The organism is Roseovarius sp. CAU 1744, from assembly GCF_039839345.1.
Lineage (GTDB): Bacteria > Pseudomonadota > Alphaproteobacteria > Rhodobacterales > Rhodobacteraceae > Roseovarius.
The window spans coordinates 603,171-624,965 of record NZ_JBDOQV010000001.1 but is presented as its reverse complement, the minus strand read 5'-3'; the positions used below and the strand labels follow the sequence as shown (position 1 = coordinate 624,965).

Annotated in this window: 24 protein-coding genes; 14 read left to right on the top strand and 10 right to left on the bottom strand. The window is 62.4% G+C overall.

All coding sequences use genetic code 11. The features are described 5' to 3' along the window. Positions 1 to 6: 6 nt before the first annotated feature. The 3 genes from gcvT (at position 7) to gcvP (ending at position 4,453) form a co-directional block, all read left to right on the top strand. A complete protein-coding gene (gene gcvT / locus AAFO92_RS03065; RefSeq protein ID WP_347533178.1) occupies positions 7 to 1,131 on the top strand; it encodes a glycine cleavage system aminomethyltransferase GcvT in 1,125 nt (374 codons plus the stop codon). Positions 1,132 to 1,152: 21 nt separating this feature from the next. Then, a complete protein-coding gene (gene gcvH, locus AAFO92_RS03060) occupies positions 1,153 to 1,512 on the top strand; it encodes a glycine cleavage system protein GcvH (RefSeq protein WP_347533177.1) in 360 nt (119 codons plus the stop codon). Between the two features lie 91 nt (positions 1,513 to 1,603). Further along, positions 1,604 to 4,453: an aminomethyl-transferring glycine dehydrogenase gene (gene gcvP, locus AAFO92_RS03055; protein ID WP_347533176.1), complete on the top strand. Its 2,850-nt coding sequence runs from the start codon at positions 1,604 to 1,606 to the stop codon at positions 4,451 to 4,453. Positions 4,454 to 4,533: 80 nt separating this feature from the next. Here the strand turns inward: gcvP and AAFO92_RS03050 are convergent, their stop codons facing one another. Continuing rightward, the gene (locus AAFO92_RS03050; protein ID WP_347533175.1) at positions 4,534 to 4,950 is read right to left on the bottom strand and encodes a hypothetical protein; all 417 of its coding nucleotides are present in this window, start codon (positions 4,948 to 4,950) and stop codon (positions 4,534 to 4,536) included. A gap of 186 nt (positions 4,951 to 5,136) precedes the next feature. Beyond that, positions 5,137 to 5,463, bottom strand: a complete 327-nt coding sequence (locus tag AAFO92_RS03045; protein ID WP_347533174.1) for a diacylglycerol kinase — start codon at positions 5,461 to 5,463, stop codon at positions 5,137 to 5,139. Between the two features lie 295 nt (positions 5,464 to 5,758). On the opposite strand from AAFO92_RS03045, the gene AAFO92_RS03040 reads away from it, so the two are divergent. Further along, complete coding sequence (locus AAFO92_RS03040; RefSeq protein ID WP_347533173.1) at positions 5,759 to 6,679, top strand: manganese-dependent inorganic pyrophosphatase; 921 nt, start codon at positions 5,759 to 5,761, stop codon at positions 6,677 to 6,679. Between the two features lie 60 nt (positions 6,680 to 6,739). Here the strand turns inward: AAFO92_RS03040 and AAFO92_RS03035 are convergent, their stop codons facing one another. From AAFO92_RS03035 to AAFO92_RS03020, 4 genes are read right to left on the bottom strand one after another with little or no spacing between them, the layout of a single operon-like run. After that, positions 6,740 to 7,516: an alpha/beta hydrolase gene (locus AAFO92_RS03035; protein WP_347533172.1), complete on the bottom strand. Its 777-nt coding sequence runs from the start codon at positions 7,514 to 7,516 to the stop codon at positions 6,740 to 6,742. 9 nt (positions 7,517 to 7,525) lie between these two features. Then, on the bottom strand, positions 7,526 to 7,720 hold the full coding sequence (locus AAFO92_RS03030) for a 2-hydroxymuconate tautomerase (protein ID WP_347533171.1): 195 nt from the start codon (positions 7,718 to 7,720) through the stop codon (positions 7,526 to 7,528). A gap of 13 nt (positions 7,721 to 7,733) precedes the next feature. Next, on the bottom strand, positions 7,734 to 8,222 hold the full coding sequence (locus AAFO92_RS03025) for a flavin reductase family protein (protein WP_347533170.1): 489 nt from the start codon (positions 8,220 to 8,222) through the stop codon (positions 7,734 to 7,736). Next, positions 8,219 to 9,259 carry an LLM class flavin-dependent oxidoreductase gene (locus AAFO92_RS03020; protein WP_347533169.1) on the bottom strand — a complete coding sequence of 347 codons (1,041 nt, stop codon included), beginning with the start codon at positions 9,257 to 9,259 and terminating at the stop codon, positions 8,219 to 8,221. Before AAFO92_RS03020 ends, AAFO92_RS03025 begins: the two co-directional genes overlap by 4 nt. Before the next feature lie 101 nt (positions 9,260 to 9,360). On the opposite strand from AAFO92_RS03020, the gene AAFO92_RS03015 reads away from it, so the two are divergent. The 7 genes from AAFO92_RS03015 (at position 9,361) to AAFO92_RS02985 (ending at position 14,675) form a co-directional block, all read left to right on the top strand. Then, on the top strand, positions 9,361 to 10,203 hold the full coding sequence (locus tag AAFO92_RS03015; RefSeq protein WP_347533168.1) for a LysR family transcriptional regulator: 843 nt from the start codon (positions 9,361 to 9,363) through the stop codon (positions 10,201 to 10,203). A 40-nt stretch (positions 10,204 to 10,243) separates the two neighbouring features. After that, the gene (locus tag AAFO92_RS03010; protein ID WP_347533167.1) at positions 10,244 to 11,116 is read left to right on the top strand and encodes a TIGR01459 family HAD-type hydrolase; all 873 of its coding nucleotides are present in this window, start codon (positions 10,244 to 10,246) and stop codon (positions 11,114 to 11,116) included. A 103-nt stretch (positions 11,117 to 11,219) separates the two neighbouring features. Then, the gene (locus AAFO92_RS03005) at positions 11,220 to 11,663 is read left to right on the top strand and encodes a MaoC family dehydratase (RefSeq protein WP_347533166.1); all 444 of its coding nucleotides are present in this window, start codon (positions 11,220 to 11,222) and stop codon (positions 11,661 to 11,663) included. Between the two features lie 132 nt (positions 11,664 to 11,795). Further along, the gene (locus AAFO92_RS03000; protein WP_347533165.1) at positions 11,796 to 12,167 is read left to right on the top strand and encodes a hypothetical protein; all 372 of its coding nucleotides are present in this window, start codon (positions 11,796 to 11,798) and stop codon (positions 12,165 to 12,167) included. Positions 12,168 to 12,225: 58 nt separating this feature from the next. Then, positions 12,226 to 13,164: a bifunctional riboflavin kinase/FAD synthetase gene (locus AAFO92_RS02995; RefSeq protein ID WP_347533164.1), complete on the top strand. Its 939-nt coding sequence runs from the start codon at positions 12,226 to 12,228 to the stop codon at positions 13,162 to 13,164. After that, entirely contained in the window at positions 13,161 to 13,631 is a 471-nt protein-coding gene (locus AAFO92_RS02990; RefSeq protein WP_347533163.1) for a YcgN family cysteine cluster protein, read from the top strand. Before AAFO92_RS02995 ends, AAFO92_RS02990 begins: the two co-directional genes overlap by 4 nt. After that, positions 13,632 to 14,675, top strand: coding sequence for a beta-eliminating lyase-related protein (locus AAFO92_RS02985; RefSeq protein WP_347533162.1), 1,044 nt, complete (start codon positions 13,632 to 13,634; stop codon positions 14,673 to 14,675). It begins immediately after the preceding gene. Positions 14,676 to 14,753: 78 nt separating this feature from the next. On the opposite strand, the gene AAFO92_RS02980 is transcribed toward AAFO92_RS02985, so the two are convergent. Both AAFO92_RS02980 and AAFO92_RS02975 read right to left on the bottom strand, forming a co-directional pair. Then, a complete protein-coding gene (locus tag AAFO92_RS02980) occupies positions 14,754 to 15,560 on the bottom strand; it encodes an alpha/beta hydrolase (protein ID WP_347533161.1) in 807 nt (268 codons plus the stop codon). A 3-nt stretch (positions 15,561 to 15,563) separates the two neighbouring features. Then, positions 15,564 to 16,163 carry a 2-hydroxychromene-2-carboxylate isomerase gene (locus AAFO92_RS02975; protein ID WP_347533160.1) on the bottom strand — a complete coding sequence of 200 codons (600 nt, stop codon included), beginning with the start codon at positions 16,161 to 16,163 and terminating at the stop codon, positions 15,564 to 15,566. A 105-nt stretch (positions 16,164 to 16,268) separates the two neighbouring features. On the opposite strand from AAFO92_RS02975, the gene AAFO92_RS02970 reads away from it, so the two are divergent. From AAFO92_RS02970 to AAFO92_RS02960, 3 genes are all read left to right on the top strand, one after another. Next, complete coding sequence (locus AAFO92_RS02970; protein ID WP_347533159.1) at positions 16,269 to 17,288, top strand: ribose-phosphate pyrophosphokinase; 1,020 nt, start codon at positions 16,269 to 16,271, stop codon at positions 17,286 to 17,288. A gap of 249 nt (positions 17,289 to 17,537) precedes the next feature. Next, positions 17,538 to 20,342, top strand: a complete 2,805-nt coding sequence (polA, locus tag AAFO92_RS02965) for a DNA polymerase I (RefSeq protein WP_347533158.1) — start codon at positions 17,538 to 17,540, stop codon at positions 20,340 to 20,342. Between the two features lie 29 nt (positions 20,343 to 20,371). After that, positions 20,372 to 20,824, top strand: a complete 453-nt coding sequence (locus AAFO92_RS02960) for a hypothetical protein (RefSeq protein WP_347533157.1) — start codon at positions 20,372 to 20,374, stop codon at positions 20,822 to 20,824. Between the two features lie 15 nt (positions 20,825 to 20,839). On the opposite strand, the gene AAFO92_RS02955 is transcribed toward AAFO92_RS02960, so the two are convergent. Continuing rightward, a complete protein-coding gene (locus AAFO92_RS02955) occupies positions 20,840 to 21,190 on the bottom strand; it encodes an H-type lectin domain-containing protein (protein WP_347533156.1) in 351 nt (116 codons plus the stop codon). A gap of 115 nt (positions 21,191 to 21,305) precedes the next feature. Next, positions 21,306 to 21,731, bottom strand: a complete 426-nt coding sequence (locus tag AAFO92_RS02950; RefSeq protein WP_347533155.1) for a F0F1 ATP synthase subunit epsilon — start codon at positions 21,729 to 21,731, stop codon at positions 21,306 to 21,308. Positions 21,732 to 21,795: the final 64 nt, after the last annotated feature.

Genomic DNA, 21,795 nt, shown 5'->3' with positions numbered 1-21,795 from the left:
AAAGCAATGAGCGATCTGAAGACGACTCCGTTGCGTGATCTGCATGTCGAGCTGGGGGGCAAGATGGTCCCTTTTGCCGGGTATGAAATGCCGGTGCAGTTCCCGCTGGGCGTGATGAAGGAACACCTGCACACCCGCACCAGGGCGGGCCTGTTCGATGTCAGCCACATGGGGCAGGTGATCGTGTTTCACAACGATGGGTATCGTTCGGCCGCGTTGGCGATGGAATCGCTGGTGCCGGTCAATCTTGTCGTCCTGGGCGAGAACCGGCAACGCTACGGTTTTTTCACCAATGAACAGGGCGGTATCGAGGATGACCTGATGATCGCGAACCGTGGCGACCACATGTTCGTGGTGGTCAACGCGGCCTGCAAGGAGGCGGATGTCGCCCTGATGCGCGACGGGCTGGAGGGATGTTCGGTCGACGAGATCGACGACCGTGCGCTGCTGGCGCTGCAGGGGCCGTCGGCGGAATCGGTCCTGTCCGGTCTGGTGCCCGATGTCGCGGCGATGAAATTCATGGATGTCGGCATGTTCAGTTCGGATTTCGGAGAGCTGTGGATCTCGCGCTCGGGCTATACCGGCGAAGACGGCTATGAAATCTCGGTCGAGAATGAACAGGCGGTGGCGCTTGCCCGGGCGCTTCTGGCGCATGACGATGTCGAACCGATCGGCCTGGGCGCGCGCGACAGCCTGCGGCTGGAAGGCGGGCTGTGCCTTTATGGCAATGACATCGACAGCAAGACCAGCCCGGTCGAGGCCGCGCTGACCTGGGCGATCCAGAAGGCGCGGCGCAAGGGGGGCGAACGCGAAGGCGGATTCCCGGGCGCGGACCGCATCCTTGACGAGTTGGAAAACGGCGCCGCCCGCACCCGTGTCGGGTTGCGTCCGGAAGGCCGGGCGCCGATGCGCGACGGCACCGCGCTATACGCCGAGGCCGAGGGCGGCGGGTCGGTCGGGCATGTGACCTCGGGCGCCTACGGCCCAACCATCGAGGCGCCGATGTCGATGGGCTACGTGACCAGCGACCTCGCCGCCGTGGGCACGCAACTGTTCGGAGAGGTGCGCGGCAAGCGACAGCCGGTCACGGTGGCCGCCATGCCCTTTACCCCCGCCAATTTCAAACGCTGATCAACCAAGGGAGAAACCCAGATGAAATACACCGAAGAACACGAATGGCTGCGCGTCGAGGATGATGTCGTGGTGGTGGGCATCACCAGCCACGCCAGCGAGCAGCTGGGTGACGTTGTCTTTGTCGAGCTGCCGGATGTCGGCACCGAAGTCACAAAGGATGACGATGTCGTCGTGATCGAAAGTGTGAAGGCCGCCAGCGACATTCTGGCCCCGATCGACGGTGAAATCGTCGAGGTGAACGAGGCGCTGGCCGACGAGCCGGGCAAGGTGAACGAAGATCCCGAAGGTGACGCGTGGTTCTTCAAGATTAAGGCCAGCGATCCGGGCCAGATGGACGACTACATGGACGAAGCGGCCTACAAGAAGTTCATCGGCTGAACACCGGTGCGCACCCGGTAATTGAAAACGCGGCGGAATACCGTGGGCGCGCCTGGTGGGCGGGCTCACCTCTGATATGATGGAGTGAAAAATGGCATTTGAGCCGACGAACTACCTTCCCTACGACTTCGCCAACCGGCGCCATATCGGCCCGTCTCCGGAAGAGATGAACGAGATGCTGGAGGCGCTTGGCGTCGACAGCCTGGACGAGCTGATCGACCAGACCGTGCCGGCCAACATCCGTCAGGAAGAGCCGCTGGATTTCGGGCGCCCCATGTCCGAGCGTGAGCTTCTGCACCACATGCGGCTGACCGCGGGCAAGAACAAGGTTCTGTGTTCGCTGATCGGCCAGGGCTATCACGGAACGGTCACGCCGCCGGCGATTCAGCGCAACATTCTGGAGAACCCGGCCTGGTACACGGCCTACACGCCCTATCAGCCTGAAATCTCGCAAGGCCGCCTCGAGGCGCTGCTGAACTATCAGACCATGGTCAGCGACCTGACCGGGCTTGAGATCGCCAACGCCTCGCTGCTGGACGAATCCACCGCCTGTGCCGAGGCGATGACCATGGCGCAGCGGGTGTCGAAATCGAAGGAGATGGCGTTCTTTGTCGACCGCGACTGCCACCCGCAGAATATCGCGGTGATCAAGACCCGCGCGCAGCCCCTGGGCATCAAGGTGATCGTCGGCAACCCCGACAAGTTGGACGCCAGCAAGGTCTTCGGCGCGATTTTCCAGTATCCCGGCACATATGGCCATGTCCGCGACTTCACCGATCACATCGCGCAGCTGCACGACCACAAGGCGATCGGCATCATCGCCGCCGACCCGCTGGCGCTGACCCTGCTCAAGGAGCCGGGCGAGATGGGCGCCGATATCGCCGTCGGCAGCACGCAGCGTTTCGGCGTGCCATTGGGGTATGGCGGTCCGCACGCCGCCTACATGGCCTGCAAGGACGCCTATAAACGCTCGATGCCGGGCCGGATCATCGGCGTCAGCATCGACGCCAACGGCAACCGTGCCTATCGCCTGTCCCTGCAAACCCGCGAACAGCACATCCGCCGCGAAAAGGCGATGTCGAATGTCTGCACGGCACAGGCGCTGCTGGCGGTCATGGCCTCGATGTACGCCATTTTCCACGGGCCCAAGGGGCTCAAGGCGATCGCGCAGCGCATTCACCGCAAGACGGTCCGCCTGGCCGAAGGGCTGGAAGCGGCGGGGTTCAAGGTCGACCCCAAGGTCTTCTTCGACACGATCACCGTCGATGTCGGCCCGCTGCAGGCGGCGGTGATGAAATCTGCGGTGGATGAAAAGATCAACCTGCGCAAGGTCGGCGAACGCCGCGTCGGCATCACGCTTGACGAATGTACCCGGCCCGAAAATATCGAATCCGTCTGGCGCGCTTTCGGCATCCTGCAAAAGGATGACGACTTCACGCATAAATACCGCGTGCCGGAAAACATGCACCGCAAGACCGAGTACCTGACTCATCCGATCTTTCACATGAACCGGGCCGAGACCGAGATGATGCGCTACATGCGCCGGCTTGCGGATCGCGACCTGGCGCTGGACCGGGCGATGATTCCGCTGGGCAGCTGCACGATGAAGCTGAACTCGGCCGCCGAGATGATGCCGGTAAGCTGGCGCGAATTCTCGCGGATGCACCCGTTTGTGCCCGCCGATCAGGCGCAAGGCTACAGAGAGCTGATCGACGACCTCAGCACCAAACTGTGCACGATTACCGGCTATGACGGGCTGTCGATGCAGCCCAACTCGGGCGCGCAGGGTGAATATGCGGGGCTGCTGACCATCGCCGCCTGGCACCGCGCAAACGGCGAAGGGCACCGCAATATCTGCCTGATCCCGATGTCGGCGCATGGCACCAACCCTGCCAGCGCGCAGATGGTGGGCTGGAAGGTGGTGCCGATCCAGTCCAAGGAGAACGGCGACATCGATGTCGAGGATTTCCGCGCCAAGGTCGAGGAGCATTCCGAGAACCTTGCAGGCTGCATGATCACCTATCCCAGCACGCATGGCGTGTTCGAGGAGACCGTGAAGGATGTCTGCAAACTGGTCCATGACCACGGCGGGCAGGTCTATATCGACGGGGCGAACATGAACGCCATGGTCGGCCTGTCGCGCCCGGGTGATCTGGGCGGCGATGTCAGCCACCTGAACCTGCACAAGACCTTCTGCATCCCGCATGGCGGCGGCGGCCCGGGCATGGGGCCGATCGGCGTCAAGGAGCATCTCATCCCGCACCTGCCGGGCCACCCGGCAACGGGCGGAGAGGAAGGCCCGGTTTCCGCCGCACCGTTTGGGTCGCCCTCGATCCTGCCAATCAGCTGGGCCTATATCCTGATGATGGGCGGCGACGGCCTGACCCAGGCCACGCGCGTGGCGATCCTGAACGCCAATTACATCGCCAAGCGGCTGGAAGGGGCCTACAAGGTACTTTATCGCGGCGGGAATGGCCGTGTCGCGCATGAATGTATCCTTGATACACGTCCCTTTGCCGAATCGGCCCATGTCACCGTCGACGACATCGCGAAGCGGCTGGTCGATAGCGGTTTCCACGCGCCGACGATGAGCTGGCCCGTGGCCGGCACGCTGATGGTGGAGCCGACCGAAAGCGAAACCAAGGCCGAACTGGACCGTTTCTGCGACGCCATGCTGGCCATCCGCGAGGAGATCCGCGCGATCGAGGACGGCAAGATCGACCCCGAGAACAACCCGCTGAAGAACGCGCCCCATACCGTCAACGACCTGGTTGGCGAATGGGACCGGCCCTATAGCCGCGAACAGGGGTGTTTTCCGCCGGGCTCGTTCCGCGTCGACAAATACTGGCCGCCGGTCAACCGGGTGGACAACGTCTATGGCGACCGCCACCTTGTCTGCACCTGCCCGCCGATGGACGACTATGCCGAAGCGGCCGAATAGGCGCGGTCACATGTAACGCAAGAAGGGCGGCCTTTTTCGGGCCGCCCTTTTCACTGGTGATGAAAATAGCTTGCTGAAATTCAGGAACAGAGCGCGGGGATGTTAGGGGAATCGCTCTGCGCGGAACGATGGCGGAAGAGTGTTGCAGGCTCATGACAATCGCCTTCGGGGTCCACCGGGCCCGCTGGCGACGCCGGGGCGCGCCCGCCCGGGCCATGGCCGCCACCTACCCGGCTCAGGCGCAATGCGATACCAAAGAGACCAATCGCGATGTAACTGGTCTGGATCATGAAAGACGGCAGGTTGTAGGCGCTGCTCAGACTGACAAGCACACAACATGCGGCGCAGACCTGAAGTATCGGGAAGGCAATGCCGTTGCCACACAGAAATCCGCTTTGAACCGAAAAGAAACCGCCGACATAGAGCATGAAACCAATGACACCGATGAACTCGGCAAAATCGGGATACTCCCGAATGAACTCGATAACCGTTTGCATCTGGGTACCTTTCAAAATCACTCCCGCCCCTGCCGGTAACAATCCAGCGAGCGTACGACGACGGGGATGTACAGAACTCTCAAGAGCCTACGGGCAAACCCGGGATCGCGTTAGTCAGGTTTCCCATACCCGCAGATTGAAGATCCGGTTCGGCAGCCCCGCCACGAGGGGGGGTGCGATGCGGCATCAGAATATTTGACCGGTCAGTTTGGCATAGATCGCACCCAGCCAAACAATGGCTGGCACCAGCGTGGCCAACAGTACCGCCAGCGATCCCAGATCCTTTGCCATCCGCGACATCTCGTGACGTTCCTCTCCGATTCGATCCACCACCGCCTCGATCGCGCTGTTCAGAACCTCGACGATCAGCACAAGCAACACCGAGACGATCAGCAATGCCACCGAGAATATGCTGCTGCCCAACCAGAACGCCGCCGGAATTGAGATGCAAAATGCAATGAACTCAAGGCGAAACGCCTCTTCTCCGCGCCAGACGTCGGCAAAACCCCTCATCGAGTTGCTAAACGCCGCAACCAGTCGCGCAATGCCTTTTAATGACTGGTTCCTCAATCGCTTCCCCGTACCCGAACTGATGATTGCGCGGGTACTCTAGGGGGCGCCCCGACAAGTGTCGATAGCCGGGCGTCGCGCCCCTCGCAGGCTGGACAGGCGCCCAATCTTCGGCCCGGCTCTGCGCTTGGGGGCAAATCGCCTCATTGCATTGCTGCGTTGCAGCATTGGCAGGTGACAACCCCGTTCAACCGCCCTATAAGGCCCCCAAACTCTGGATTGCCACAGGAAATTCACCATGACCACGCTCGTTTTCGGCCACAAATCACCCGACACCGATTCCACCGGCTCACCGATCCTCTGGGCCTGGTACCTCAACGAGGTCAAGGGCGGCAATGCCGAGTCCGTCCTGCTGGGAGAGCCCAATACCGAGGCTGCGTTCATGCTGGATCGCTGGGAGCTGCCCAAGCCGCGGATCATCACGGAAGTCGGGGCCGATCAGCCCTGCGTGATCGTCGACACCAACAACCCTGCCGAACTGCCGGACAACATCAACGATGCCGACATCCAGGCGATCATCGACCACCACAAGCTGGTTGGTGGGCTGGAAACCAAAGGCCCGATCGACATCACCATCCGCCCGCTGGCCTGCACCGCGACGATCATGGTTGACCTGATGGGCGAGGATGCCGCCAAGATGCCAGACTGGGCCAAGGGCGCGGCGCTGACCTGCATCCTCAGCGACACGCTTGAATTCCGCAGCCCGACCACCACCGATCACGACCGCGCCGTGGCCGAGAAGCTGGCAGCGGACCTGGGGATCGACAGCAGCAGCTACGCGGCAGAAATGTTCGCTGCCAAGTCCGATGTCAGCGCCTTTTCGGATGCCGAACTGCTGCGCATGGACAGCAAGGAATACGGCGTCGGCGACACCAAGTTCCGGGTCAGCGTCCTGGAGACCACCGCGCCGTCGATGGTGCTTGACCGCAAGGCCAGCCTGATGGACAGCATGACCACCGTGGCGTCCGAGGACGGGGTCGATCAGGTGTTGCTGTTCGTCGTCGACATCCTGAACGAGGAAGCCACCCTGCTGGTGCCGAACGACCTGGTCAAGACCGTTGCCGAGAAGAGCTTTGGCGCATCGGTTTCCGGCGACACGGTGGTCCTGCCCGGCATCATGAGCCGCAAGAAACAGATCATTCCGAACCTGGCGGTCTGATTTCAGGCGCCGGACGAACGAGGGCCCGCGCCGCGCTGCGCGGGCCTTTTTGCGTCGCGGTCAGTCCAGCCCGTGAATGAACCTTACCAGGTGATCCGCCACCAGGTCACCGGCCTCCAAGAGCAGCGAGTGCTTAAGATCGGGCAGGATGACAAGCCGGGAATTCGGCAGCGCCGCATCGATCTGCCGGTTGAGGCGCGGGTTGCAGCCGCCGTCATTTTCGCCCGTCAGCACCAGCGACGGCGCGGTGACCTCGTGCAGCCAGGGTGCCATTTCTGTCCCGGCATAGATGCGAAACACGTTCAGGAATACATCCGCATCGGTGTCGACCACCTGTTTCAGCCGCCGTTCGACCACGTCGCCATGGGCGGCGATGAACCCGTCGGTGAACCAGCGGTCGGTCAGCGTGCCCAGCACCTGCGGGATGCCCTTTTCCTCCATCGCGCGCACCACGCCCCAGACATTGGCACTGTCATCTTCAGTGCGGAAGGCAGCGGTTGACAGCAGGCCCAGTGACAGCACCCGTTCGGGATATTTCAGCGCGTAGGCAGGGCCGATCATGCCGCCCAGCGAATGGCCGGCGAAATGGGCCGCCTCGAACCCGGTGCGTTCGCGCACCCGTTCCAGATCCGTCACCAGTTCTTCAAGGCCGAAACGACCCGCGGGCATGGGCGAGGCGCCGTGGCCGCGCAGATCATAGGTGATCACCGTGAAATGTGAGGTCAGCACCGGCAGCGCCTTGGCCCATGTATTGCGCGCCGCGCCGATGCCGTGGATCAGGATCAGGGGCGGGCCGTCACCCTGCACCGTGAATTCGCAGTCGATTACATCCGCCATGGTCGGGCCTCAGTCCGGGAACTTGTCAGCGGCCAATTGCCCGCCGGTGCCCCAATCGGATTTGTTGACATCGGTGATCACCACCTGCACGCTCTGCGCCGTGCCTCCGGCGGCGCCGACAAAAGCATCGGTCAGATCGCGTACCAGGGCGCGTTTCTGTTCGGTGCTGCGGCCGGAGAACATCTCGACTCTGATGATGGGCATGATTTCCTGCTCCTTAATCCGGTTTCGGGCGCACGACATGAAACGCCCCGCTCATGTAGGTCAGAGGCTGCTCGCCCGCGTCCGAAATCCCGGTCACGTCACCGATGCAGATCGCGTGGCTGCCATGGAGGACAGTGCGATTCAGCGAACAGGTAAAGGCCGTGGCCCGCGGCAGGATCGGCCCTTCGGCAGTTTGCGTCACCACAACACCCTCAAAGCGGTCCGGCGAGGTTGTATCGAAGGCGCCGGCAAAACGCGTGGCGACATCCACGGCATCCTCGCTCAGGATGTTCACGCAAAACACGCCGTTGTCCTGCACCGCCCGCGCGATCCGGCTGTCCGCCTTAAGGCATACCAGAACCGAGGGCGGATCAGCGCTGAGCGACGAAAACGCGCTGACCGTTGCCCCGGCCTGCCCCGCCGGGCCATCCGTGGTGACGACGGTGACGGTCGACGCGACCTTGCGCATCGCCGAAATGAAAGCCTGGCGCGCCTTGCTCATTGCGCTGCGTCCCGAACCGCAGATAGCCCGGTGAAATGCGGCATGACTTCCTCGGCGAAACACTGGATGGCGTCCAGCGACGCCGACGCGTCAAGCCCGAAGTTGAAATTCAGGATAACCCGGTCGATCCCCAGATCGGCATAGGGGCCCAGCTTGTCGATCATCTCCTGCGGCGTGCAAATCAATAGACTTTCTCCCAGCTCTTCCACGGTCTGCGCGCGTGGCAATTCGCGCACCATACCGTTATCCACGATTCCGGGGCCGGTAAAGACGTTGTCGAAACGGCTGTAGTAACGATAGGCCGCCTCGATCTTGCGCTGCCGTTCCGCCGCGTTTTGCGCCACATGCGCCACCCGGCTGAGCGAAAGCGTAAGATGTTCTCCCTCCCCGCCCATCTCATCCTTGGCCCGCCTGAAGCCGCTGACCTGGTCCAGAAGCAACTGGTGATTGCCTGATAGCGGCGTGGTCTGGATGTGAAACCCGCGCTTGGTGCAGTGATAAATGCCTTCTGGATTCATCACCGCCATCATCATCGAAATCGGGCGCACTGGCCGTGGCATGATCGTGAGCGGCTCGAACTGGTAATACTTTCCGTCCCAACTAACCTCCTCCTCAGAAAGCAGCGCCTGCAGGATATCGAGCGATTCGTTGAACCTTTCCTGGGTTTCCGCCATCGGCACGCCCAGCCGCTCCATCTCATAGGCAAAGGCGCCACGCCCGACCCCCAGCATCAAACGCCCCTCGGTGAAGATATCGGCCACGACGACCTCACCCGCATAGGTGCGCATGTCATGCAGCGGCAGCACGACGATCGACGTCATGATCCTGATGCGGCTGGTATGCGCCGCGATCTTGACGGCAAACTGCAGCGGTGCAGGCATCATCAGGCAGTTCATCAGGTGATGTTCGGTGATCGACACCGCGTCGAACCCCAGACGGTCCCCCAGAATCGCCTGGTCCAGCATGTCCCCATAGACACGGTCCCCGCCATAACTCTTGTCGGGATAATCGGCTGAAAGCTGAAGGCTGAATTTCATCGCTGCTTCTCCTGTCGCCCCGGCAGGATGGCAGAAGAATTTGAATAAATAAAACGAATTTAATCTATATTTAGAATCAGAAATTTTGCATTATTACCCCTATGAACATCAGCGCGATCCAGACATTCCTGACTGTTGTGCGCACCGGCAACCTCAACCGGGCGGCCGAGCAACTGAACGTGACGCAATCCGCCGTTACCGCGCGGCTCGATACGCTGGAACAGTCGCTTGGCGCCAGGTTGCTGATCCGTTCCCGCAAGGGGGCCAGCCTTACGAAACCCGGTTACGCCTTTCTGGAACAGGCCGAGGTGATCGTACGCAGCTGGGAGAACGCCCGCGCCCGCACCAGCCTGCCGCGCGGGGTGACGCGCATGTTCAGCCTGGTCTGCCATCCGACATTATGGAGCTGCCACGGTGCGAACTGGCTGGCGCAGGTGCGTCGGTCACATCAGGGCACCGCATTCGAGGTCTGGGCCGGGCTGCAGGGCGATGCCCGCAGATGGCTGCAAAGCGGGATGAGCGATGCGGCCCTGCTGCCCGAACCTCTCAGCGAACCGGGTATCGAAACCCGTGAATTCGACACCGATCGTATTGTGCAGGTTGCAACCCGGCCCCGCAGTCGGACGGAGTGGGATCCGAGCTACGTCTATGTCGATTACGGCCCGGCTATCCGGGCCCAGCACGCCCAGACCTGGCCTGGCGAAGACACCGCGGCATCATCCTATTCGAGCCCCGATTGGGCATTGGCGCATCTCTTGTCCGAGGGCGGCTCGGCTTACCTGCCGCAGAGCCTGGTCGCGGATCTGTTGACGCGTGAACGGCTCTTTGCGGTCGAAGGGGCACCGGAATTCACCCGCCGGTCCTTCCTCAGCTGGCGCGAATCCTCCGAAGCGGCGTTCTCCTGGCTGGTGGACGGCGACACCGGTCTAGCGGCGCCGCCCTAAAGGCTGGTCATCGGCCATCAACGCTGCCATAGATACCGCCATGACCCAGATCATCGAGTCCCTGTCCGAAATTTCCGACCGCTACGAAGCTCTGTTCGTTGATCTCTGGGGGTGCGTCCACAACGGCATTACCCCCTTTCCCGGTGCCGTTTCGGCGCTGCAGGCCTACCGGGCCACGGGCGGCAAGGTGGTGCTTGTCACCAACTCGCCCCGCGCCCGCGACCGGGTGGAAAAACAGCTTGCGCAGATCGGCGTGCCGGCGGACTGCTGGGATGCGATCGCCACCTCGGGCGACAGTGCCCGCGCGGCCATGTTCCGTGGCGTCGTGGGTGAAAAGGTCTATTTCATCGGCCAGGACGGGGACCGCAAGATTTTCGACCCGATCAGGATCGTCGAGAACCCGGTCAACGTCACGCCGGTCCCCCTTGAAGAGGCCGAGGGCATCGTCTGTGCCGGGCCGTTCGACCCCACGGCCGACCCCGACGTGATGCGCCCGGATTTCCTCTATGCCAAGCAGAAGGGGCTGAAGCTGCTTTGCGCCAACCCCGATATCGTCGTCGATCGCGGCGATCATCGCGAATGGTGTGCCGGCGCGCTGGCGCGGCTCTATTCCGAGATGGGCGGCGAAAGCCTGTATTTCGGCAAGCCGCACCCGCCGATCTACGACCTTGCCCTCCGCCGGCTGACCGCGCTTGGCAAGGTGGTCGATTCCGAGACGATCCTGGCCATCGGCGATGGCATTCTGACCGATATCGCCGGGGCGATGGGCGAGGATATCGATTCCCTCTTCATCTCGGGCGGGCTATCGGCAGCCGAGACCAAAACGTCGCACCAGCCGGATGAAACCATCCTAAGAGATTATCTTGAAAGAGAAAAATCCTCTCCGACCTACACGATCGGCCATCTGCGCTAGGCAAAAAAACACTTGATTTTCTGCGACTGCGAAGTAATAAAGTTCCAACTTTTTGCGCAAACACGATTTAAAATTGCGCGCCACGCCTGATCTGGAGGGTCGAATGTTGGACAATATGCCCCGCGGAACCATCACCATCGAAGAAATCGAGATGGGCATGACACGCAGCCTGCGCAAGGTTGTGACCGATCAGGATATCGAGATGTTTGCCGAGGTGTCCACGGATCGAAACCCGGTGCATCTGGACGATGATTATGCGCGCGACACGATCTTTGAAGGCCGTATCGCCCACGGCATGCTGACCGCCGGCCTGATCTCGGCCGTGATCGGCGAGCAACTGCCGGGCCACGGCACGGTCTATATGGGGCAAACGCTCAAATTCCTGGCCCCGGTGCGCCCCGGCGATATGGTCGAGGCCGAAGTCGAGGTTGTGGGGATCGACTATGCCAAGCGCCGGGTACAGCTTGATTGCCGCTGTCTGGTCAACGGCAAGAAGGTACTGATCGGCGAGGCCACGGTGCTGGCACCGACCGGCAAGTTCGACTGACCTCGCACAGGCACACCAGCAAAATCCAGATGTTTGAACGATCTGCGTGCGATCCTGCACGGTGAGCCATTAATCGTACGACAGTCCTGTTTTATCTGATTGCCACCACATCAGACATGACAGGAGGGTTTCATGCCCATCAAATTCGTAACCAAGAACATTCACGCCTATCTCGACTACCCCGTCGCGCTTGCCCTGATCGGCCTGCCTTTCCTCCTCGGGCTCGGGGCCGTCAACCCGATGGCACTGTGGCTGTCGGTGGCCACGGGTGTCGCGGCGTTCCTGCTGACGGTGCTGACCGATCACCACCTGGGGCTGATCCGGGTCGTACCTTACCCGGTGCATATGGCGGTCGACCTGATCGTCGGGCTGACGTTTCTGGCCGCGCCCTTCCTCTTTGGCTTCGCCGGCCTGGAAGCTGCATATTACTGGCTGAACGGTGCGGCCGTCTGCATCGTCATCGCCGCCCACAAGGCCGACGCTGCCACGCAACCTGCCGAGTGATTGCCGCGTACCGACTATCGCGCTTGCACAGTCTCGCATGGGGCGCTACCCCTGCCCCATGCGTATCATCCGTGACTATGATTACCTCGACCCGTCCGACCGTGGCGCTAGCGTGGCCATCGGCAATTTCGACGGTGTGCATATCGGGCATCGCACGGTGATCGACCTGGCCCGCAAGGCCGCCCGGGCAAATGATGCGCCGCTTGGCATTCTTACGTTCGAGCCGCATCCAAGACAGTATTTCGCGCCCGATGCCCCGCCCTTTCGCCTGATGGGATCCGAGGCGCGCGCCCACCGGCTTGAAAAGCTGGGCGTCGAACGGCTTTATGAATTGAACTTCAATGCGTCGCTGTCGGCCCTTTCGCCACGCGAGTTCGCCCGCAATGTCATCCATGACGGACTGGGGCTGACCCATGTGGTCGTGGGGTCCGATTTCTGCTTTGGCAAGGGCCGCGCGGGCGACGCCTCGGACCTGCGGAAATTCGGCGAAGAAATGGGGTTTGGCGTCACCATCGCGAAACTGCTCGAAGGTGACCGCGGTCAGGTTTCCTCGACCGCGATCCGTACCGCCCTGTCCGAGGGCCGCCCCCGCGATGCCGCCGCGATGCTGGGCCACTGGCACCGGATCGAGGGCCTGGTCGTGGGCGGCGAACAACGCGGGCGAGAGCTGGGCTATCCCACCACCAACATGTCCATCGAGGGGCTGCACCCGCCCCGGTTCGGCGTCTACGCGGTGCTGGTGGACGTGCTGGACGGCCCCCATCAGGGCAGCTATCAGGGCGCGGCCTCGCTTGGGGTCAGGCCGATGTTCAACGGCGAGGTGCCAAATCTCGAGACCTTCATCTTCGACTTTTCCGGCGACCTCTACGGTGCCGACCTGTCGGTTGCGCTGATCGACTATCTGCGGCCCGAGGAAACCTTTGACAGTCTTGATGCCTTCATCGCCCAGATGGATGCCGACTGTGCCCGGGCGCGGGATATTCTGGCCGCCCTATGACCGAGCCGATCGACCGAACGGGCCTGCGCCCCCGCTATTGGGAAACCGTGCGACCCGACCGCATGACCCGCAAGGAATGGGAGGCGCTCTGCGACGGCTGCGGCAAATGCTGCATGAACAAGCTCGAAGACGAGGACACCGCCGAGGTGGCGCTGACCTGCGTGGCCTGCCGCCTTTTCGATGATACCAGCTGCCGCTGCACCCAGTACGACATCCGCCATCAGTTCGTGCCGGAATGCGTGGTGCTGAGCCCGCAGAACATGGATCGGAACCTCTATTGGATACCTGAAACCTGCGCCTACAAGCTGATCTGGACGGGCCGGCCGCTTTTCGACTGGCATCCGCTGATTTCCGGCGACCCGCAAACCGTGCATGACGCGGGTGTTTCGATGCAAAACCGTACCGTGCCCGAGTTCGAGACCGACGAGGACGACTGGGAAGAACATATCATCGAGGAACCCGTTTAGATGTATTTCGCCTCAGACAATTGCGGACCGGCGCTGCCCTCGGTGATGCAGGCGGTCATGGATGCCAATGACGGCTATCAGCCCTCTTACGGCGATGACGCCCTGATGGGTGAGGTGCGCGCGCTCATCCGCACGCAATTCGAAGCGCCCGATGCGGCGGTCTATCTAGTCGCCACCGGAACCGCCGCCAATTCGCTGGCGCTTTCGACCCTGGCACAGCCCTGGCAGACCGTCTTTTGTACGCCGCTTGCGCATATCAACACGGATGAATGCCACGCGCCCGAGTTTTTCACAGGCGGCTCCAAGCTCAGCCTTGTGGGCGCATCAGACAAGATGACGCCGGATCAGCTGCGCGCGGCGATCGAACGCTGGACCTACGGCGACGTGCACGTGTCGCAGCGCGGGCCGGTATCGCTGACGCAGGTGACCGAGATGGGGCACGTCTATTCGCTGAAGGAACTCGCCGCGCTGACCGGCCTGGCCAAGACCTATCGCCTGCCGGTGCATATGGACGGGGCGCGCTTTGCCAATGCGCTGGCCGCGCTGGAGTGCACCCCGGCCGAGATGACCTGGCGCGCGGGCATCGACGTGCTCAGCTTTGGCGGCACGAAGAACGGCTGCATGGGGGTCGAGGCGGTGATTTTCTTCGATCCCAAACACGCCTGGGAATTCGAGCTGCGCCGCAAGCGTGCGGCACATCTCTTTTCCAAGCACCGGTACCTTTCGGCGCAGATGCTGGGCTATCTGAAGGACGGAACCTGGCGCCAGATGGCCGCCCGCGCGAACGCGGCCTGCGCGCGTCTGGCCGCCGGGCTACGCGATGCGCCGGGGGCCGTGCTGCAAAACGACCCGCAGGCCAACATGATCTTTGCCACCCTGCCCCGCGCCGCCCATCAGCGCCTGCATGATGCGGGCGCGGTCTATGGTCTGTTCGCGCCGCTCAAGGGGGATGACGCCAAAGAAGCCCTGCCGATGCGCCTGGTCTGCGACTGGTCGATCACCGACGATTTGATTGACCGGTTCCTGGATATTCTCACAGCCTGATGCAGCTTGATAGCATCGCCGCCTAGCGGCAAGGGCCGCGTCTTGTTGCCCTGAGGGCCGGCGGGGGTTGCGGTGGTTTCAGTGCCGCCGCAGGAACTGCAATATCTCGGCGCCGACGGGTCCCGCATGGGTCAGTGGCGCCATGTGACCGGCCCCGGCAACGATCGCGCGCCGCGCATCGGGCAGCCGCCTTTCCAGCCCCTCGCAGATCGCACCCACGATCGGCGGCGATTCCGTCCCGTTCACGATGAGAACGGGCATCGCGACCCGCGCCAGGCGATCCGGTTGCAGCAGGCCGCCGGGATCCTGGTGGAGCGCCGCGTTGCCTGCCGCGACCACGGGCATCCGTGTGGCCAGTTCCTGTTGTTTGGCCTTGGTCAGCGTGGAAAACGGTGCCCCCTCGCCCCAGATGCCAGTGAATTCGCGCGCCGCCTCCAGATGTTCCCCGGCGGTCATCGCAGCCTCGTACCCGGCCATCAGCCCGGTATGTTCCCGCGCCAGTTCGGGCTGGTCGGCAAAGGCCACGGCGAAAAACACCGGCTCGATCAGGGTCAGCGTCCGCACCATTTCAGGCTGTTCGGCCGCCAGCCGCAGCGCCACCGTCGCGCCGAAGGAATGGCCGATCACATCCGTCGGCGCGTCCAGAAAATCCCCTGCGATCCGGGTCGTGACACCCTGGATCTCGCCACGTGCGTCCCAATCCGCGCTGCGCCCGTGCCCGGGCATGTCAAAGGCCGTCATCGTCAGCGCGCCCGACAGGTGCCGCGCCAGACCGCCCCAGGCCGCACAAGACGCCAGCGAGCAATGAATCATCAGCCCCGCGCGCGGCCCCTGTCCATAGCTGGTCCAATAGGTGTCGAACCCCGCCTTCGATGCATTCGGCATAAGTTACAGTTTGCCGGCCAGATGCGCGTCCAGATCGTCCAGCCGATCCTGCCCCCAGAACAGCTGCCCGCTGTCTGCAACGTAGAATGGCGCACCGAACACGCCCACCTTGACAGCCTCTTCCAGGTTGGCGGCATAGGTCTCGGCCCCGGTCAGCAGGCCGCTATCGGCAAGCGCGGGGTCGAACCCGGCCGCGTCCAGGCATTCGCGGATCACATCATCCTGGGCGATGTCGCGATCCTCGGCCCAGACCGCGCGGGTAAAGCCGTGCGCCAGCGCCCCAAGGTCACCCGCGCCGTCCGACTGCGCCGCGATGATTGCATAGCTCGACGGAGCAGAATTTGTCGGAAAATGCGCGGGCTTCGGGTTCATCGGCATTTCGCGCTTGCGCGCCTGCCTTTGCATCTCCTGCGCACGGTAGCTCTGGCGCGACGGGTGCCTGTCGGCCGGAGCCACGCCACCGGTGCGCGCGAACAGCGCCACGATATCAAGCGGCTTGTAGGTGATTGTCGCACCGTGCCGGGCCGCAATCTGTTCTAGTGTTGTGCCCGCCAAATAGGTGAATGGCGACATGGTCGAGAAATAGTAGTCAATATGTGCCAATTTTGCGTCCCCTGCCCTTAGCATAGCTTTGCCAGACCCTAAGCCCATGTTAAGCGGTGTCAACGTCACGATTCTGTTATGCAGACCACTTTGGGGAAGTCGCCAATGCCAGCCAGACCAGAGCCGAAACTTATCTCGGGCAACGCCAACATGCCGCTCGCCACCGCCATTGCGCGACGCATGTCGATGCACCGGGGAACAAGCGTGGGTCTGTGCGACGCAAGGGTCGAACGGTTCAACGACGGCGAGATTTTCGTCGAGGTATACGAGAACGTGCGCGGCGAGGATATGTTCATCATCCAGCCCACCTCGAACCCCGCCAACGACAACCTGATGGAACTGCTGATCATGGCGGACGCGCTCAGGCGCTCCTCCGCGCAGCGGATTACCGCCGTGATCCCCTATTTCGGCTATGCGCGGCAGGATCGCCGATCCCGCGCGCGGACACCGATTTCGGCCAAGCTGGTGGCCAACATGATTGTCGAGGCCGGGATCGAACGGGTACTGACGATGGACCTGCACGCGGCGCAGATCCAGGGCTTTTTCGATATTCCCGTCGACAACCTCTATGCCTCACCGGTCTTTGCCCTCGACATCATGAAACAGTTCAAGGGCGCGCTGGGCGACATCATGATCGTCTCACCAGATGTGGGCGGCGTGGCGCGGGCGCGCGAACTGGCCAAGCGGATCAATGCGCCGCTGAGCATCGTCGACAAGCGCCGCGAGAAGCCCGGCGAGGTGGCGGAAATGACCGTGATCGGCGATGTGAAGGGCAAGAAATGCCTGATCGTCGACGATATGGTCGACACCGCCGGTACGCTTTGCAAGGCCGCCGAGGTGCTGATGGAAAACGGCGCGGCCGAGGTGCATTCCTACATCACCCACGGCGTCATGTCCGGCCCGGCCGTCGAGCGCGTGACCAAATCGGTGATGAAATCACTGGTGCTGACGGACACGATCGCCCCGCGCAAGAGCTTTGCCGACGCCCCCAACATCCGCACCGTCCCGACCGCACCGATCTTTGCCCAGGCGATCCTGAACATCTGGAACGGCACCAGCGTTTCGTCGCTCTTCGATACCGAGACCCTGGGCCCGATCTACGAAGGCCTCTACGCGGCAGAATAGCGGCTCTGCGGAAGAAGCTGTCATTGACGGAAACGGAATTTTTTGAAAATTCCGTGCTGGAAAATTTAAATTTTCCTTCCCGTTTTCTTCGAAGAAAACGGTTTGGGCCTCTACGACGAAGGCTGCAGCGAAGGGCGCTAGGTAAACGCCCGTGTCTTCCTGTACGCTATTGTCATGATCCGGCTGGCACCCCGGCCCTCTTCGTGGCAAACCTGAGTCGCGAAGCCAGCGGGACGTAGGGGGCACATCATGACAACGCAATTCGGCAAGGGCTGCCATCTGCACCTGATCGATGGCTCGGCGTTCATTTTCCGCGCCTATCACGCATTGCCGCCGCTCACCCGCAAATCCGACGGGTTGCCCATCGGTGCGGTCTCGGGCTTCTGCAACATGCTGCAGAAATACGTGGCCGACAATACCGGCTCTGAAGCGCCCACCCATGTCGCCGTGATCTTCGACAAGGGCAGCCACACTTTCCGCAACGACCTCTATCCCGACTACAAGGCCAACCGCGAGGCGATGCCCGAGGATCTGCGCCCGCAGATCCCCCTGACCCGCGCCGCGACCGAGGCGTTCAACATCGCCTGCAAGGAAATCGAAGGTTTCGAGGCCGACGACATCATCGCCACCCTCGCCCTGCAGGCCCGCGATGCGGGGGGCCGCGTGACCATAATCAGTTCCGACAAGGACCTGATGCAGTTGGTCGGCGGCGGGGTCGAGATGCTGGATGCGATGAAAAACAGGCGGATCGACAGCGAAGGCGTCGAAGAGAAATTCGGCGTCGGCCCTGACCGGGTGGTCGATGTGCAGGCGCTGGCCGGTGACAGCGTCGACAACGTCCCCGGCGCCCCCGGGATCGGCATCAAGACCGCGGCCCTACTGATCAACGAATTCGGCGATCTGGAAACGCTTCTGGACCGTGCCGGGGAAATCAAGCAGCCCAAGCGCCGCGAAACCCTGATCGAGAAGCGCGAACAGATCGAGCTGAGCAAGAGGCTCGTGCAGCTCGATACCAACACCCCGCTGGATTTCACACTGGACGATCTCGAGGTGCGCGACCCCGAGGCCGACAAGCTGTTGGCCTTTCTGGCCGAGATGGAGTTCCGCACGCTCAGCAAGCGCGTTGCCGACGCGCTTGGCGCCGAACCGCCGGTGATCCCCGACGCCCCCGCCCCCGCGGCCGAGGACACCGCCCCGGACTGGCCCGCCATCGCCCCGGATACATATGAATGCGTCCGCGACATGGGTGCGCTCGACACATGGATCCAGCGCATCAATGCGCGCGGTTACGTGGCCGTGGACACGGAAACCACGTCCCTGAATGAAATGCAGGCCGAACTGGTGGGTATCTGCCTCAGCGTCGAGCCCGGCCAGGCCTGTTACATCCCGCTCATCCACAAGGACGGCGACGGCGCGGGCGATCTCTTTGCCACCGAAACGCTGGCCGAAGGTCAGCTTGGCACCGAAGAGGTGCTGAAGGCGCTGAAGCCCGTGTTCGAGGACGACGCGGTGCTGAAGATCGGGCAGAACATGAAATACGACGCCAAGATCTTTGCCCGCAACGGGGTTGAAATCGCGCCCATAGACGACACCATGCTGATGTCCTACGCGCTCAACGCCGGCACTCATAACCACGGCATGGACACGCTGGCCGAGCGTTACCTTGGCCACACGCCGATCCCGATCAAATCGCTTCTGGGCACCGGTAAATCCGCCATCACCTTCGACCGCGTGCCGATTGACGAGGCGGTGAAATACGCCGCCGAGGATGCCGATATCACCCTGCGTCTGTGGCACATCTTCAAGCCGCAGCTTCACCGCGAGAAGGTCACGACGGTCTACGAGACCCTTGAACGCCCGTTGGTGCCGGTGCTGGCGCAGATGGAACGGCACGGCATCAAGGTCGACCGCGAGGTCCTGAGCCGGATGTCCAACGCCTTCGCCCAGAAAATGGCCGGGCTCGAGGCGGAAATCCACGAATTGGCGGGACGACAGTTCAATGTCGGCTCGCCCAAGCAACTGGGCGAAATCCTGTTCGATGAGATGGGGATCGAGGGCGGCAAGAAGGGCAAGACCGGCGCCTATGCCACCGGTGCCGATGTGCTCGAGGACCTGGCGACCGAACACGAGCTGCCCGCCCGCGTGCTGGACTGGCGGCAGGTGTCAAAGCTCAAATCCACCTATACCGACGCGCTGCAGGATCATATCGACCCGGACACCGGCCGCGTGCACACCTCTTATGTCCAGACCGGGGCCAGCACCGGGCGCCTGGCCTCGACCGATCCGAACCTGCAGAACATCCCCGTGCGCACCGAGGAGGGCCGCCGCATCCGCGAGGCCTTTGTGGCGGAGCCTGGCAACACCCTGCTATCGCTTGACTATTCCCAGATCGAGCTGCGAATACTGGCCCATGTCGCCGGTATCGACGCGCTGAAACAGGCCTTTGCCGACGGGCTGGATATCCACGCCATGACCGCCTCGGAGATGTTCGACGTGCCGCTGGACGAGATGACGCCCGAAGTGCGCCGCCGCGCCAAGGCGATCAATTTCGGGGTGATCTACGGCATTTCCGGCTTTGGCCTGGCGCGCAACCTGCGCATCCCCCGGTCCGAGGCGCAGGGTTTTATCGACCGCTATTTCGAACGCTTCCCCGGCATACGCGATTACATGGACGACACGGTGAAATTCGCCAAGGAACACGGGTTCGTCCAGACCCTCTTTGGCCGCAAGATCCACACCCCCGAGATCAACGCCAAGGGCCCCCATGCGGGCTTTGCCCGCCGCGCGGCGATCAACGCACCGATACAAGGGACCGCCGCCGACATCATCCGCCGCGCCATGATCCGGATGCCCGCCGCCATCGAGGGGCTGCCCTGCAGGATGCTGCTGCAGGTCCACGACGAATTGCTGTTCGAGGCCCGGGAAGACGCCGCCGAAGATGTAATCACCGCCGCCCGCGAGGTGATGGAAGGCGCCGCCAAGCCGGCGGTCAAACTCGACGTGCCGCTGATCGTCGATGCCGGCCAAGGCATGAACTGGGCCGAGGCACATTGATTTTCGTCCTGTGAGTTAAGAGGTAACCGATGTTCAAAACCCTGCGCGTCTCGCTCTGTCTGGGACTGGGCTTATGGCTGTCCGCCCCAGCCCTGGCGGGTGACAGCCCGTTCACCCGCCCCATGACCAACGACTCCGCATCCGGCGGCATGCGGTTTTCCTCGGGCGGAGAGGTGCATATCGCCGCGATGATCGTCAATGTAGATGGGCGGGTGGCTGTCTGTGGGTTCTGGAAGGAAGCCAACAGGGTTTCAAGCGCCAGCAAGTCGCTCTCGATGATGAAGAAGGGCATGGCGGTCGGTGTCATCCAGCACGGCAACAGAACCCTCTTGCGCGGCCTGACCTTCATGAACCAGGTGTCCGAGAAGGACTACGTGGTCGGTACCAGAGCCAACTGCAAGCTAACGCGGAAGAGCTGGCAACCGTCCTATTCCAACAAGAAGCTGAAAGTGCGCATTCCCCGATTCAGGTCGGTCGGCTGAACTGCAGGTGTTGTGTCAGTAAAGCTGCCAGTCATCGTCATGCGCGACCGCGCCGATCGCCATCCAGCGGGCGCGGGCGCGGGCGATACGGCTGTCGCCCCAGGTGCGGAACACCATGTCGAAACCGGTCTCGGTGATGTTTTCGGCCGAAATATCGGCACGGGCATTGGTGGCGCTGTCCATGTCCCACATCGACAGGGCCACATGCACCAGCGGGGGCGAAGTGAACGGCTCGCGGAATGTCAGGGCATGGCGCCGCTCGCGCGGGCCATTGCCGGTCCACATCTCGCCGCCATCCTCGTAATCCGAGAACAGCACATCTTCGCCCTGATCGACGCCAATCGCCTGTTTCAAAAACTTTTTCATCGGCCACACACTCAACACATGCGCTTTGCCCTACTATGACTTTTCGGCGAAATTGAGAAAGAAAAAAGAAAAGGGGCCGGAAAAGGCCCCTGATCCCGTTGGTTTACAGAACCGGTCAGTTCGCGCCCAAGCCGATCTCGCCGCCCATTGCGACCATATCCGCCAGAAGTTTGGCGGCATCGTCCACTGGGCCGGGTTCGTTGACGAAGGTTTCCTGCGCCTTGGCAAGCTTGTCCTTGGCTTCGCTGACCATCTCGTCAAAGGCTTCCTGGGTCATCTCGCCCTTGGGCACGGCGCGTTCGGCCAGAACCGAAATACCGCTGGGGCTGATCTCGGCGAACCCGCCGGTCACGACATATTCCGCCTCGCCTTCGCTGCTGATGACCCGCAGCACGCCGGGGCGCAGCGTGGTGATCAGCGGGGCGTGCTCGGGCAGCGCCGTCATGTCACCCTCGGCGCCCGGTATCTGCACTTCCTTGGCTTCGACCGAGGACAGCAGACGCTCGGGGCTTACCAGATCGAATTGCACTGTATCAGCCATATCGGCCTCCTCTAGTGGTGGCAGGTGGGGTGAGGCCCCACCCTACACCTGACAATTCCCGTAG

Bases quoted from the DNA above. Each gene is read 5' to 3' on its own strand.
- gcvT (WP_347533178.1), top strand. From the start codon at position 7: ATGAGCGATCTGAAGACGACTCCGTTGCGTGATCTGCATGTCGAGCTG.
- gcvH (WP_347533177.1), top strand. From the start codon at position 1,153: ATGAAATACACCGAAGAACACGAATGGCTGCGCGTCGAGGATGATGTC.
- gcvP (WP_347533176.1), top strand. From the start codon at position 1,604: ATGGCATTTGAGCCGACGAACTACCTTCCCTACGACTTCGCCAACCGG.
- AAFO92_RS03050 (WP_347533175.1), bottom strand. From the start codon at position 4,950: ATGCAAACGGTTATCGAGTTCATTCGGGAGTATCCCGATTTTGCCGAG.
- AAFO92_RS03045 (WP_347533174.1), bottom strand. From the start codon at position 5,463: ATGAGGGGTTTTGCCGACGTCTGGCGCGGAGAAGAGGCGTTTCGCCTT.
- AAFO92_RS03040 (WP_347533173.1), top strand. From the start codon at position 5,759: ATGACCACGCTCGTTTTCGGCCACAAATCACCCGACACCGATTCCACC.
- AAFO92_RS03035 (WP_347533172.1), bottom strand. From the start codon at position 7,516: ATGGCGGATGTAATCGACTGCGAATTCACGGTGCAGGGTGACGGCCCG.
- AAFO92_RS03030 (WP_347533171.1), bottom strand. From the start codon at position 7,720: ATGCCCATCATCAGAGTCGAGATGTTCTCCGGCCGCAGCACCGAACAG.
- AAFO92_RS03025 (WP_347533170.1), bottom strand. From the start codon at position 8,222: ATGAGCAAGGCGCGCCAGGCTTTCATTTCGGCGATGCGCAAGGTCGCG.
- AAFO92_RS03020 (WP_347533169.1), bottom strand. From the start codon at position 9,259: ATGAAATTCAGCCTTCAGCTTTCAGCCGATTATCCCGACAAGAGTTAT.
- AAFO92_RS03015 (WP_347533168.1), top strand. From the start codon at position 9,361: ATGAACATCAGCGCGATCCAGACATTCCTGACTGTTGTGCGCACCGGC.
- AAFO92_RS03010 (WP_347533167.1), top strand. From the start codon at position 10,244: ATGACCCAGATCATCGAGTCCCTGTCCGAAATTTCCGACCGCTACGAA.
- AAFO92_RS03005 (WP_347533166.1), top strand. From the start codon at position 11,220: ATGTTGGACAATATGCCCCGCGGAACCATCACCATCGAAGAAATCGAG.
- AAFO92_RS03000 (WP_347533165.1), top strand. From the start codon at position 11,796: ATGCCCATCAAATTCGTAACCAAGAACATTCACGCCTATCTCGACTAC.
- AAFO92_RS02995 (WP_347533164.1), top strand. From the start codon at position 12,226: ATGCGTATCATCCGTGACTATGATTACCTCGACCCGTCCGACCGTGGC.
- AAFO92_RS02990 (WP_347533163.1), top strand. From the start codon at position 13,161: ATGACCGAGCCGATCGACCGAACGGGCCTGCGCCCCCGCTATTGGGAA.
- AAFO92_RS02985 (WP_347533162.1), top strand. From the start codon at position 13,632: ATGTATTTCGCCTCAGACAATTGCGGACCGGCGCTGCCCTCGGTGATG.
- AAFO92_RS02980 (WP_347533161.1), bottom strand. From the start codon at position 15,560: ATGCCGAATGCATCGAAGGCGGGGTTCGACACCTATTGGACCAGCTAT.
- AAFO92_RS02970 (WP_347533159.1), top strand. From the start codon at position 16,269: ATGCCAGCCAGACCAGAGCCGAAACTTATCTCGGGCAACGCCAACATG.
- polA (WP_347533158.1), top strand. From the start codon at position 17,538: ATGACAACGCAATTCGGCAAGGGCTGCCATCTGCACCTGATCGATGGC.
- AAFO92_RS02960 (WP_347533157.1), top strand. From the start codon at position 20,372: ATGTTCAAAACCCTGCGCGTCTCGCTCTGTCTGGGACTGGGCTTATGG.
- AAFO92_RS02955 (WP_347533156.1), bottom strand. From the start codon at position 21,190: ATGAAAAAGTTTTTGAAACAGGCGATTGGCGTCGATCAGGGCGAAGAT.
- AAFO92_RS02950 (WP_347533155.1), bottom strand. From the start codon at position 21,731: ATGGCTGATACAGTGCAATTCGATCTGGTAAGCCCCGAGCGTCTGCTG.